10 protein-coding genes are annotated in these 12,343 nt (G+C 71.6%); 5 read left to right on the top strand and 5 right to left on the bottom strand.

What is annotated here, in order from left to right; all coding sequences use genetic code 11:
* Window positions 1–151: 151 nt before the first annotated feature.
* Window positions 152–1,354 (bottom strand): MFS transporter, encoded by a 1,203-nt coding sequence (locus tag IE267_RS06625; protein ID WP_373304485.1) that lies wholly within the window; start codon window positions 1,352–1,354, stop codon window positions 152–154.
* Window positions 1,355–1,520: 166 nt separating this feature from the next.
* Window positions 1,521–2,072, bottom strand: coding sequence for a methylated-DNA--[protein]-cysteine S-methyltransferase (locus IE267_RS06630; RefSeq protein ID WP_189762403.1), 552 nt, complete (start codon window positions 2,070–2,072; stop codon window positions 1,521–1,523).
* A gap of 237 nt (window positions 2,073–2,309) precedes the next feature.
* On the opposite strand from IE267_RS06630, the gene IE267_RS06635 reads away from it, so the two are divergent.
* From IE267_RS06635 to IE267_RS06655, 5 genes are all read left to right on the top strand, one after another.
* Complete coding sequence (locus IE267_RS06635) at window positions 2,310–3,176, top strand: MHYT domain-containing protein (RefSeq protein ID WP_167154028.1); 867 nt, start codon at window positions 2,310–2,312, stop codon at window positions 3,174–3,176.
* Window positions 3,177–3,227: 51 nt separating this feature from the next.
* Window positions 3,228–5,360: an excinuclease ABC subunit UvrB gene (uvrB, locus tag IE267_RS06640; protein WP_167154030.1), complete on the top strand. Its 2,133-nt coding sequence runs from the start codon at window positions 3,228–3,230 to the stop codon at window positions 5,358–5,360.
* A 153-nt stretch (window positions 5,361–5,513) separates the two neighbouring features.
* Entirely contained in the window at window positions 5,514–6,092 is a 579-nt protein-coding gene (locus IE267_RS06645) for a TerD family protein (RefSeq protein WP_100574447.1), read from the top strand.
* A gap of 155 nt (window positions 6,093–6,247) precedes the next feature.
* Window positions 6,248–8,167 (top strand): TerD family protein, encoded by a 1,920-nt coding sequence (locus tag IE267_RS06650; RefSeq protein ID WP_189762404.1) that lies wholly within the window; start codon window positions 6,248–6,250, stop codon window positions 8,165–8,167.
* 279 nt (window positions 8,168–8,446) lie between these two features.
* A complete protein-coding gene (locus IE267_RS06655; protein ID WP_161244846.1) occupies window positions 8,447–9,427 on the top strand; it encodes a TerC family protein in 981 nt (326 codons plus the stop codon).
* Between the two features lie 20 nt (window positions 9,428–9,447).
* On the opposite strand, the gene IE267_RS06660 is transcribed toward IE267_RS06655, so the two are convergent.
* The 3 genes from IE267_RS06660 to IE267_RS06670 form a co-directional block, all read right to left on the bottom strand.
* Window positions 9,448–10,734 carry an MFS transporter gene (locus IE267_RS06660; protein ID WP_167156347.1) on the bottom strand — a complete coding sequence of 429 codons (1,287 nt, stop codon included), beginning with the start codon at window positions 10,732–10,734 and terminating at the stop codon, window positions 9,448–9,450.
* Window positions 10,735–10,968: 234 nt separating this feature from the next.
* Window positions 10,969–11,625, bottom strand: a complete 657-nt coding sequence (locus tag IE267_RS06665) for an MBL fold metallo-hydrolase (protein ID WP_161244845.1) — start codon at window positions 11,623–11,625, stop codon at window positions 10,969–10,971.
* Between the two features lie 21 nt (window positions 11,626–11,646).
* Window positions 11,647–12,336: a maleylpyruvate isomerase family mycothiol-dependent enzyme gene (locus IE267_RS06670; RefSeq protein ID WP_189762405.1), complete on the bottom strand. Its 690-nt coding sequence runs from the start codon at window positions 12,334–12,336 to the stop codon at window positions 11,647–11,649.
* Window positions 12,337–12,343: the final 7 nt, after the last annotated feature.

The following is a 12,343-nucleotide window of genomic DNA, read 5'->3' on the forward strand; positions in this document are numbered from 1 at the left end:
CTCTAGAGCCTCTAGCGAGCCTCCGGCCAGCAGACCGTGGAGGGGACCCATGGGCCGGGCCCGCAGCGACCGGGCCGTGGCGAGGGGCGCGCGGGCAGGGGTCGGTCCGGCGTAACGGGTTCACGGTCGGGTGGCGGTCGGTTCGCGGCGATCAGTCCGTAGCGGTCGTCCGTGGCGTTTCCCCCCTGCCGTGCCGTCGTGACGTGAACAGGGCGAGGCCCGCCATCGGCAGCAGCAGCGAGGCCCCGGCCGCGTTCAGCCAGCCGTAGCCCGCGCGGGCCACGATCAGGCCGGCGGTGAGGCCGCCGAGGCCTGCCGCCACGTTCATGGTCAGATCGCACAGGCCCTGCACGGCGGCGCGGGCGGGCCCCGGCACCGAGTCGGTCAGCAGCGCCGAGCCGGAGACCAGCCCCGCCGACCAGCCGAGGCCGAGCAGGAAGAGCCCGGCCATGGTCTGGCCGTGGCTCGTGCCCGCGGTGCCCGCCAACAGGGCCGCGCAGCACAGCAGTCCGGCCGCGAGGCCGATCACCGAGAGCCGCCCCAGCCGGTCGGCGAGCCATCCCATCACGGGGGAGAACGCGTACATCCCCGCGATGTGGACGCTGATGACGAGCCCGATCAGCTGGATGTCCGCGCCGTGCCGAGTGAGGGCGACCGGCGTCATCGACATGATCGACACCATGGCGGTGTGGGACACGGCGACCGTGACGAGCGCCAGGCGGGCCCTCGGCGACTGCCGGACCGCGCGCACCCCGGCCCGCAGTGAACGGGCCGTCGCGGAATGCGCCGCGCTGCCGTCCAGCGCGCGGGCGGTCAGCAGCGGGTCGGGCCGCAGCAGCACGCCGACGAGTGCGGCGGAGAGCAGGAACACTCCGGCCGCCCAGACGAACGGGCCCGCGGCCGCCGGTATGCCGAAGCGGGTGACGCTGTGGCCGGCGGGGGCGGCGATGTTCGGGCCGAGCACCGCGCCGATCGTCGTCGCCCACACCACGGTGGAGATCGCCCGGGCCCGCCGTGCCGGCTGCGCGAGGTCGGCGGCGGCGTACCGGGCCTGGAGATTGCCCAGGGAGCCCGCGCCGAAGACGGCCATGCCGGACAGCAGCAGAGGGAAGCTGTCGAGCACGGCCCCGGTGACCACGACCACGGCGCCGGCCGCCCCGAGCAGATAGGCCAGCACGAGACCCGGCCGGCGCCCGCGCCGGGTCATCAGCGCGGCCAGCGGCATCGCGAGGAGCGCGGGCCCGGCCACCATGGCGGCGGAGGCGAGCCCCGACAGGGCCTGGCTGCCGCTGATCTCGGCGGCCAGTACCGCGGCCAGCGCGATCCCGGTGGCGTTCGCGAGCCCGCCGAGCATCTGGCTCGCGATGAGCACGGTGGTTATTCGGCGTCGTAGCGCGGGCAGCGCTGCCGCGCCGGGCGCCTCGGAGCCGGCACCCGGGGGTTCGGGGAGTGGGGTCACCGGCGCAGTGTGCCAGCCCGTACCGGTACGGGAGCGGGCCGGGCCGGGTGGGCGCCCCGGCTCAGAACAGGGGCTGGGGGAGCACCCCTTCCAGCGCGAGCAGTTGCCGCTTGGTCTCCAGGCCGCCGCCGAACCCGCCGAGGCCGCCATGGCTCTCCACCACGCGGTGGCAGGGAACCACCACGGGCAGCGGATTCGACCCCATGGCCGCGCCGACCGCCTGCGCCGCCCCGGGCTGACCGACCCGGTGGGCGAGGTCGCCGTAGCCGACCACCGTCCCGTACGGCACGCCCGCCGCGAGCTCGCGGAGCACCTGACGGTTGAACCCGGACGACAGCGACCAGTCCAGCGGCAGCGCGAACGCGCGCAGCGTGCCGTCGAAGTAGGCCTCCACCTGGCGTATGGGCTCCTCCAGGGGGCCCGGACGGCCGGGCACGGCCGGGGCCGGATCGGTGCCGAACCGGGTGGCGAGGGCCCGCACGGCCCGGTCGCGCACGGGCTCGTCCGCGTGGAACACCACGTTGACCAGGCCCTGGCCGGTCGCGGCCAGGAACAGGGGGCCGATGTCACTCCCGACTACGGTCCACTCGACGAACTGCGCGGTGCTGCTCATGCCGACCACCGTACGACCGCCCACTGACAACGCCGTGCGCGCGGCGGACCCGGCGGTCCGGTGGCGGGTGTCCATGCGACCGAATCCGCTCAGATGGCAGTGCCACGCGTACCCGGAGTCGATAAATTGCCCGGAAAATGTTTGCCTGTCGCCCAGCGAGCCCTAATGTCGCCCCGAGCCAGGGTCGCAACAGGAGTAGGGCCTCTTCAGTCGGCACGGGGTGAAGGGCACACGAGTATGCACGGGACGGTCGACGGATTCAGCTACGGCCTGGTGACGCCGGTGGTGGCGTTCATCATGGCCTGCCTCGGGGGAGCGCTGGGCCTGCGCTGCACCGCCCGGTCCCTGCGGGCCGGTCGCTCCTTCAAGGCCGCCTGGCTGGCGCTGGGCGCCACATCCATAGGGTCGGGCATCTGGACCATGCACTTCATCGCGATGATGGGCTTCTCGGTCCACGAGGTGCCGTTCGGCTACGACCGCGGCATCACCTTCGCCAGCCTGGCCGTCGCGATCGTGATGGTGGGCATCGGGGTCTTCATCGTCGGCTACCGGGGAGCCACGCCCATGGCCCTGGTCACCGGCGGCACCATCACCGGGCTCGGCGTCGCCACCATGCACTACCTGGGCATGGCCGGGATCAGGATGAACGGCGAGTTCCAGTACAACACCGTCGTCGTCAGCATCTCCGTGGTGATCGCGGTGGTGGCCGCCACCACCGCCCTGTGGGCCGCCGTCTCGGTGCGCGGCTTCCTCGCCAGCCTGGGCGCCAGTCTGGTCATGGGCGTCGCCGTCGGCGGCATGCACTACACCGGGATGGCCGCCCTCAGCGTCCAGCTGCACAGCGGCGCCGTGGGGGCGCCGGCCGGCGGGGAGTCGTCCGCCGCGCTGCTCGCGCCCATGCTGATCGGGCCGGTCGCCTTCCTGGTCCTGGCCGGGGTCGTCGTGATGTTCGACCCGTTGGTGGTGATGGGCAAGCCGGACTGGGAGAAGCGTCCGCCGCGCGCGATCCCGGCGCCCCGGCACCGCCCGTCCTTCCCCGAGCGCACCAGCTGGGCGGCGTCCGAGCCCCCGCGCGAGGGCTCCGCCTCGCCGCACGACTGGTGAGCGGAGCCCGATCGGACCGCGGTTGTCAGTGGTGGGTCGTACGGTGGTTGCATGCGGCCCGTTTCCAAGATCGAACGTACGGTGGCGCCCTTCGAGGTCGTCAGTCCCTACCAGCCCAGCGGTGACCAGCCGGCGGCCATCGCCGAGCTGGAGAAGCGCATCCGCGCAGGGGAGAAGGACGTCGTCCTGCTCGGCGCGACCGGCACCGGAAAGTCGGCGACGACGGCCTGGATGATCGAGAAGCTCCAGCGCCCCACGCTCGTCATGGCGCCGAACAAGACGCTGGCCGCCCAGCTGGCCAACGAGTTCCGCGAGCTGCTGCCCAACAACGCCGTCGAGTACTTCGTGTCGTACTACGACTACTACCAGCCCGAGGCGTACGTCCCGCAGTCGGACACCTACATCGAGAAGGACTCCTCGATCAACGAGGAGGTCGAGCGCCTGCGCCACTCGGCGACCAATTCGCTGCTGACCCGGCGCGACGTGATCGTGGTCGCCTCCGTCTCGTGCATCTACGGCCTGGGCACGCCGCAGGAGTACGTCGACCGCATGGTGCCGCTGAAGGTCGGCGAGGAGATCGACCGCGACCAGCTGCTGCGCCGCTTCGTCGACATCCAGTACACCCGCAACGACATGGCGTTCGCCCGCGGCACCTTCCGGGTGCGCGGCGACACCATCGAGATCTTCCCGGTCTACGAGGAACTGGCCGTCCGCATCGAGATGTTCGGGGACGAGATCGAGGCCCTGTCCACCCTCCACCCGATCACCGGCGAGATCATCAGCGAGGACCAGTCGCTGTACGTCTTCCCCGCGAGCCACTACGTGGCGGGCCCGGAGCGCATGGAGAAGGCCGTCAACGGCATCGAGAAGGAGCTGGAGCAGCGCCTCGCGGAGCTGGAGAAGCAGGGCAAGCTCCTGGAGGCCCAGCGGCTGCGCATGCGCACCACCTACGACCTGGAGATGCTCCGCCAGATCGGCAGCTGCTCCGGCGTCGAGAACTACTCGATGCACTTCGACGGCCGCGACCCCGGCACCGCGCCCAACACGCTGATCGACTACTTCCCCGAGGACTTCCTGCTCGTCCTCGACGAGTCGCACGTGACGGTGCCGCAGATCGGCGCGATGTACGAGGGCGACGCATCGCGCAAGCGCACCCTGGTAGACCACGGCTTCCGGCTGCCGTCCGCGCTGGACAACCGGCCGCTGAAGTGGGAGGAGTTCCTCGGCCGCATCGGCCAGACCGTCTATCTGTCGGCCACCCCCGGCAAGTACGAGCTCTCCCGCGGCGACGGCTTCGTGGAGCAGATCATCCGCCCGACCGGTCTGGTCGACCCGGAGGTCGTGGTCAAGCCCACCGAGGGCCAGATCGACGACCTGGTGCACGAGATCCGCCAGCGCACCGAGAAGGACGAACGCGTCCTGGTCACCACCCTGACCAAGAAGATGGCCGAGGACCTGACGGACTACTTCCTCGAACTGGGCATCCAGGTGCGGTACTTGCACAGCGACGTCGACACCCTGCGCCGCATCGAGCTGCTGCGCGAACTGCGGGCCGGCGAGTACGACGTCCTGGTCGGCATCAACCTGCTGCGTGAGGGCCTCGACCTGCCCGAGGTCTCCCTGGTGGCGATCCTCGACGCCGACAAGGAGGGCTTCCTGCGGTCGGGGACCTCCCTGATCCAGACCATCGGCCGTGCGGCGCGCAACGTCTCCGGCCAGGTCCACATGTATGCCGACCGGGTCACCCCGGCCATGGAGAAGGCCATCGAGGAGACCAACCGGCGCCGCGAGAAGCAGATCGCGTACAACAAGGAGAAGGGGATCGACCCGCAGCCCCTTCGCAAGAAGATCAGCGACATCGCCGCGAGCATCGCGCGCGAGGAGGTCGACACCGAGGAGCTGCTCGGCACCGGATACCGCCAGGGCAAGGAGGGCAAGGCGGCGAAGGCCCCGGTGCCCTCGCTCGGTGGCAAGGCGGCCAAGACCGCCAAGGGTGCCAAGGGCGCGAAGAAGGAGCTCACGGATCGGCCGGCCGCCGAACTGGCGGGAATCATCGAGGAGATGACCGACCGGATGCGGGCCGCCGCCGCGGATCTGCAGTTCGAGGTGGCGGCCCGGTTGCGCGACGAGGTAGGGGAGTTGAAGAAGGAGCTCCGCCAGATGAAGGAGGCGGGCCTCGCCTGACGTGTCCGCGCGGGGCGGTGGCGATGTGTTGCAACACCGCCACAAAATGGCCCCTGCGCGAGCGCGCGGCCCGCGCGACTGCGTAGGGTCGGGCGCGAGAACGTACAACAACGCAAAGCATGTCAAGAACGACACATGGGGAGGGGACAGCGCGTGACGGTCAATCTGTCCAAGGGTCAGGCCATCAGCCTGGAGAAGCAGGGTGGCGGCACCCTGACCGCGGTGCGGATGGGGCTCGGCTGGCAGGCGGCTCCGCGCCGGGGCCTGTTCGGCAAGCGGACACAGGAGATCGACCTGGACGCCTCGGCGGTGCTCTTCGCCGACAAGCAGCCCGTCGACGTGGTCTTCTTCCGCCACCTCGTCAGCGACGACGGCTCGGTCCGGCACACCGGTGACAACCTCGTCGGCGGCGCGGGTCAGGGCGGTGACGACGAGTCGATCCTGGTCGACCTCTCGCGCGTGCCGGTGCACATCGACCAGATCGTCTTCACGGTGAACTCGTTCACCGGCCAGACGTTCCAGGAGGTGCAGAACGCGTTCTGCCGTCTGGTCGACGAGACCAACGGCCAGGAGCTGGCCCGTTACACGCTGGATGGCGGCGGTCAGTACACCGCGCAGATCATGGCCAAGGTGCACCGCGCCGGCGCCGGCTGGCAGATGACCGCCATCGGCAACGCGGCCAACGGACGCACCTTCCAGGACCTGATGCCCGCGATCCTGCCGCACCTCTGACCGCACCGCGGTACCGCACGTCGCGGTACCGAACACCCCGCAGGACCGAACACCGCAGCACCGCAGCTCCCGGAGGCACGACGCCGCCGGGAGCTGCACCACAACCGCGTCCGCGGCACACGCACCACCATCAACTCGACGAGGGGACAGAGGCGATGACGGCCGAGCTGGTACGGGGACAGAACCACCCCCTGCCCGGGACGCGACTGGAGATCCGGGTGTCGGCCGGCACCCCGGTCGTGGCCGGCGCCACCCTCGGCGACGAGCAGGGCAGGGTGCTCGGGGCGGAGCGGGTCGCCCACCCCGGCTCACCGACGCTGCCCGGCCTCGAAGTGTCCCGGCAGGCGGCGGCCGACCACCGCCTCGCGGTGGACCTGGAGGCCCTGGGCGAGGGCGTGCACCGGGTCCATGTGCTGCTCGCGCTGCCGCTCGGCACCGCGGGGCCCAGCCGATTCGCCGCGGTGGCCGCCCCCTTCGTCGCCGTCACCGCGCTCGACGGCACCGAGATCGCCAGCTTCACCCTCACCGGCCTCGACGCCGAGTCGGCCGTCGTGGCCCTGGAGCTCTACCGCCGCCAGGGCGCCTGGAAGATCCGCGCCATCGGCCAGGGGTACGCGGGCGGCCTGGCCGATCTCCTCGCCGACCAGGGACTGCCCGAGGCCGGGCGCCTCGCCGCCACCATCCAGGACGCGATCGCGCTCGGCGCCTCCCGCTCGGTGGCGGCGCCCCCGCCCCGTACGAGCGACGACGCGCGGGTGCGTACGCCCGGGCCCGGAGCCGCCGTCGGTCCCACGCCGGCCGGTGCCGAGCCGCCCGCCGCCGTGCCCCAGCAGCCGGTCGGCGACGGCGGTCCCATCAACTACGCGCACCCCCGGCGTCGGACCGGCACGCCTCCGTCGCCCGCCCCGGTCGCGCCGCCCGCGGCCCCCGGCGAGCCCGCGCCGCCCGTCGCGGGCGACGCCGGCGGCTGGTCGATGGACGAGCGGCTCTACAACCAGGTGTGGGGCATGTTCGAGGACCTGGCCAGGGCGGTTGCCGCCTACCGCAGTGCCGTCGACTTCGCGGATTCGCGGATGGAGCAGGAGCTGGACCGCGCCCTGTCCGATCCGCGCGGCCGGATGGGTTCCGCCGGGGAACGGGCGCGCGAGGAGGCCCGCGTCAAGCGGGAGGACCTCGTCGGGCGGGCCAGGGAGGCGCTCGACCGCGATCTGGCCCAGCTGACCGCCGAGTCCGAGGTCGTCGAGCCCGCGCTTCCGCCCCCGTACGCCCGCTGGGACAACCCGGTGTGGCATGCCTACCGGGTGCCGATGGAGCTCCCGATGGCCCTGCGCATCGGCGATCTGACGCTGCCCGAGCAGCCGGAGCTGCGCATTCCGATGCTGGTCAGGCTGCCCCTCGAACGAGGTCTGTGGATCGACTCGGGGCGCGGCGGTTCCGACGAGGCCGCCTTCATGGACCCCGATCGGCTCAAAGGCCTCGCGGTGGACACGGCGGTGGCGGTCGCGGCCCGGCTGCTCGCGGTCTATCCCGCCCACGAGTTCGCCGTGCACGTCATCGACCCGGCCGGCTCGGCCGCCGGCCGGCTGGCCCCGCTCACCCGGTCCGGGGTGCTCTCCGCACCGCCCGCGGCGGGCGCCGCCGGAGTGTCCGAGGTGCTCGCCCGGCTCACCGAGCGGGTGGACCTGGTGCAGATGGCGGTGCGCGCCGGAGCGGGCGCCGACGCGCTGCCGCCCGGTATGGACACCGGCGAGCAACTGCTCATCGTCAACGACTTTCCGCACGGCTTCGACGACCGCGCGCTGAACCAGCTGCGCTACCTCGCCGACGAGGGGCCCTCGGTCGGGGTGCACCTGCTGATGGTGGCCGACCGCGAGGACGCCAGCGAGTACGGCCCGGTCCTGCAGCCGCTGTGGCGTTCGCTGCTGCGGCTGACACCGGTCCCCGACGACCATCTCGCCGACCCGTGGGTGGGGCACGCCTGGACGTACGAGCCACCGCTCGCGCCGCCCGGCAGCCGCGTCCTGGAGCAGGTGCTCGGCCAGGTCGGCGAGGCCCGCGCGACCTGGCCGCACTGAGGCCCGGCCTGCCCCGGCCGCTCGGCCATCAGGACCAGAACGGACGCCCCCGACCTGGCCTTTTGGTCCTTCTTTACCAATTTCTTTACCTTCTCTTGGTTATTCGGGTAGGCTTCTTTCCAGCGGAGGGGAGTACTCCCGACTGCGGCGTTCCCGTCAATACGGACCCACGGGACGGGTCCCGGGGCGCCGGCCCGCGGTGCGAGGGAAGGCGCCCGGGTGGAAGAGACCTCCGGCAGCGACGACGCTGATCAGTAGCCGTACGACGCCGGAGGCGCAGTGGACGTTTCAATGACCCTGTGGGTACTGACCATCCTTGGTCTGTGTGCCCTGATCGCGGCCGACTTCTTCATCGGGCGCAAGCCCCATGACGTGTCGGTCAAGGAAGCCGGCATCTGGACCGTGGTCTGGATCGTGCTGGCCGCGCTCTTCGGCCTCGGCCTGTTGTTCTTCGGCAACAGCCAGGCGTCGGGCGAGTTCTTCGCGGGCTTCATCACCGAGAAGTCGCTCAGCGTCGACAACCTCTTCGTCTTCATCCTCATCATGGCGAAGTTCTCGGTGCCCTCGCACCTGCAGCAACGGGTGCTGCTCTTCGGCGTGTTGATCGCCCTCGTGCTGCGAGCGATCTTCATCGCGGCCGGTGCCGCGGTGATCGCCAACTTCTCCTGGGTCTTCTACATCTTCGGCGCGTTCCTCATCTACACCGCCTGGAAGCTCATTCAGGAGGCGCGCTCCGGTGACGAGGAGGAGGAGTTCGAGGAGAACCGTCTGCTGAAGTCCGTCGAGAAGAAGTTCGGCGTCGCGGACAAGTACCACGGCACCAAGCTGTTCGTGCGGAACAACGGCAAGAAGATCATGACGCCGCTGATGGTCGTCATGCTCGCCATCGGCACCACCGATGTGCTGTTCGCGATGGACTCGATCCCCGCGATCTTCGGCCTCACCCAGGACCCGTACATCGTCTTCACGGCCAACGCCTTCGCCCTGATGGGTCTGCGGCAGCTGTACTTCCTGATCGGCGGGCTGCTCAAGAAGCTGGTCCACCTCAGCTACGGCCTGTCGGTGATCCTCGGCTTCATCGGCGTGAAGCTGGTGCTGCACGCCCTGCACGAGAACGGGGTGAACGTTCCGGAGATCTCCATCCCCGTCTCGCTGGGCGTCATCTGCGGTGTGCTGGTCATCACCACCATCACCAGCCTCATCGCCGCGAAGAAGCAGGCCGCGGCCGAGCAGCCCGAGAAGGACAGCATCGGCGCCTGACCGGCGGCGGGGCGGCCTCCCTAGACGGGGGCCGCCTCCGGCTCCGCCCCGGGACCCGGCTGCGCCACCGGCGCGGGCCGGGTCTCGGGGAGCAGGGCGAAACAGGCCAGGCTCAGCAGCCCGATGCCGGTCAGATACCCGGCCACGCCCCACGGCGGCCCCTCGCCGCGCGAGAGCGCCGTGGCCGCGATCGGGGTGAGGGCGCCGCCCACGACCCCGCCGAGGTTGTAGCCGACGGCGGCGCCCGTGCAGCGGACCCTCGGCTCGTACAGCTCGGGCAGGTACGCCGCGATCACCGCGAACATCGAGATGAACGCCAGCATCGCGCCGAGGAACCCGGCGAACATCAGCAAGGGCTCGGCGGTGCCGAGCAGCGCGACCATCGGGAACATCCACACCACCGTCGCGACGCAGCCCGTCAGGCAGAGCGGCCTGCGCCCGTACCGGTCGCCCAGCAGCGCCGCCAGCGGTGTCAGGACGCCCATGATCGCCACGGCGGCCATGATGCAGGTCAGCATCACGGTCCGGTCGACCCCGAGCCGTTCGGTCGCGTACGCGAGCGACCACGTCGACACCGAGTAGAAGACGGCGTACCCGATCGCGAGGGCGCCCGCGGTCAGCAGCACCAACCGCCAGTGCCCGCGCACCACTTCGAGCAGCGGCAGCCTGACCGGCTCGCCCATCTCGTGGAACTGCGGGGTCTCGGCGAGCGAGGTCCGCAGCAGCAGCCCGCCGAGCGCGAGCAGCCCCGCGCCCCAGAACGGCACCCGCCACCCCCAGTCGCGGAACTGGGCGTCGGTCAGCCCGGCGGACAGGGCGAGGACGATCCCGTTGGCCAGCAGGAAGCCGAGGGAGGGGCCGATCTGCGGAAAGCTCGTCCACAGGCCGCGCCGGTGGGCGGGCGCGTGCTCGGCCGTGAGCAGCACCGCGCCGCCCCACTCGCCGCCGAGCCCGAGCCCTTGCAGGAAGCGAAGCACCAGCAGCAGTACGGGCGCCGTGATGCCGATCGAAGCGTACGAGGGCACACAGCCGACCGCGACGGTCGCGAGGCCGGTCAGCGCGAGCGAGGCGAACATGACCGGGCGGCGGCCGTAGCGGTCGCCGATGTGCCCGAAGACGACCGAGCCGAGGGGACGGGCCAGGAATCCGGCCCCGAAGGTGCCGAAGGCGGCCAGTGTGCCCGCGAGCGCGGAGAACGTGGGGAAGAACAGCGGGCCCAGGACCAGGGCGGCCGCCGTCCCGTAGACGAAGAAGTCGTAGAACTCGATGGCGGTGCCCGCGAGCGAGGCCGCGGCGAGGCGAAGCATCGAAGGGGGAGCGGGGGACCGCGGGGGAGTGGTGGTGCGCATGTCGCGCCAACTACCCGGGGTGATCATCCGTTACGGGGGCGCGCGGGGGCTCGGTGGACGGCGGGCGGGAGCACGCGCGCACGGCCGATTGTCAGTGCCGGGTGCCACCATCGGGGCATGGACCAATTCGGCGTACCGAACGGGCCGGTTCCCCAGGCGGGACCGGCGGCGGAGCCCGCCGCCGGCCGGTGGCTACCAGCCGCGCGCGTGCCACTCGGGCAGGTGCGGGCGCTCGTCGCCGAGGGTCGTGTCGTTGCCGTGCCCGGGATAGACCCAGGTCTCGTCCGGCAGGGTGTCGAAGAGCTTGGTCTCGACGTCGTGGATGAGGCTCGCGAAGGCCTCGGGGTCCTTCCAGGTGTTGCCCACGCCGCCGGGGAAGAGGCAGTCGCCGGTGAACACATGGGGGTGTCCGTGCGGGTCGTCGTAGACGAGGGCGATCGAGCCCGGGGTGTGGCCGACGAGGTGGCGGGCGGTGAGCTCGACGCGTCCGACCCGGATGGTGTCGCCGTCCTCGACCGGCACGTCGGTCGGCACCGGGATGCCCTCGGCGTCGAAACGGCCCGCATAGGTGCGCGCGCCGGTCGCCGCGACGACCTCGGCGAGCGCCTGCCAGTGGTCGCCGTGGCGGTGCGTGGTGACGACGGACGCGATGCCGTCGTCGCCGATCAGCGTGAGCAGCGTCGCGGGGGCGGCGGCCGCGTCGATGAGCAGCTGCTCGCCGGTGTTGCGGCAGCGCAGCAGATAGGCGTTGTTGCCCATGGCGCCGACCTCCACCTTGGAGATCATCAGGTCCGTCAACTCGTGCACATCGGCAGGGCCGCCGGCCTTCACCGCTCCGCTGTAGGTCATGGGCTCAGCCTAGCGCCGGGGTCACAGCGGGGGCAGGGCGGGCAGCGTCCCGCCGGTCGCCTTCAGGGCGGCGCCGTCGCGGCGTCCGGCGAGCCAGCCCATGAGGTCCGCGGCGGGGCCGCTCACCTGGACGGGCCCGCCCTCGGCGCCGCCGCCGGTGGTCCAGGTGCGGCCGGCGTCGTCGCTCAGGGCGATCGGCGGCACATCCTTGTGGCCGGCGAACCGATCGGCGAGGAAGTCGGTCTCGCGGCGGACGAAGTCCTCGGGGAGGTCCTCGAGTTCATAGCCGATTCCGAGGTCCACATGGTGCAGCTCGACCTCGACGAGGCGCCGGAAGGGCACGCGGGCCGCACTGTCCGTCACGCCGTTGCGCAGCTCGACCGTGCGCGACCAGTCGGCGGGCCGCTCGCCCTCCGCCTGGAAGCCGGCCGCGCTGTCGCGCACGTCCGCGCGCTGGACGTCCAGCGCGCGGGGCGCGTCGCGGTCGATGTCCGCGTCCCGGGTCTCGGCGCTCGCATACATGGGCCGCCCGGCCAGTACGTTGACGAGCGCGTCCGCGTTCCGTGCGATATGGGCGAGCACATGGCCCCGGCTCCAGCCGGGCAGCCGTGACGGCTCGGCGACGGAGGCGTTGTCCAGTGCGGCGGCTGCGGTGAGCAGCCGCTCGGTGGCTTCGCGTACAGAGGCCAGGTCGCGCGCGTGATCAATCATGGCGCCG

Source organism: Streptomyces xanthochromogenes, assembly GCF_014650455.1.
GTDB classification, from domain to species: Bacteria; Actinomycetota; Actinomycetes; order Streptomycetales; family Streptomycetaceae; genus Streptomyces; species Streptomyces xanthochromogenes.

What these genes read in the sequence shown, in the direction of transcription:
- IE267_RS06660 (WP_167156347.1), bottom strand. Translation starts at nt 10,734, where the DNA reads ATGCTTCGCCTCGCCGCGGCCTCGCTCGCGGGCACCGCCATCGAGTTC.
- IE267_RS06635 (WP_167154028.1), top strand. Translation starts at nt 2,310, where the DNA reads ATGCACGGGACGGTCGACGGATTCAGCTACGGCCTGGTGACGCCGGTG.
- IE267_RS06625 (WP_373304485.1), bottom strand. Translation starts at nt 1,354, where the DNA reads ATGCTCGGCGGGCTCGCGAACGCCACCGGGATCGCGCTGGCCGCGGTA.
- IE267_RS06630 (WP_189762403.1), bottom strand. Translation starts at nt 2,072, where the DNA reads ATGAGCAGCACCGCGCAGTTCGTCGAGTGGACCGTAGTCGGGAGTGAC.
- uvrB (WP_167154030.1), top strand. Translation starts at nt 3,228, where the DNA reads ATGCGGCCCGTTTCCAAGATCGAACGTACGGTGGCGCCCTTCGAGGTC.
- IE267_RS06670 (WP_189762405.1), bottom strand. Translation starts at nt 12,336, where the DNA reads ATGATTGATCACGCGCGCGACCTGGCCTCTGTACGCGAAGCCACCGAG.
- IE267_RS06665 (WP_161244845.1), bottom strand. Translation starts at nt 11,625, where the DNA reads ATGACCTACAGCGGAGCGGTGAAGGCCGGCGGCCCTGCCGATGTGCAC.
- IE267_RS06650 (WP_189762404.1), top strand. Translation starts at nt 6,248, where the DNA reads ATGACGGCCGAGCTGGTACGGGGACAGAACCACCCCCTGCCCGGGACG.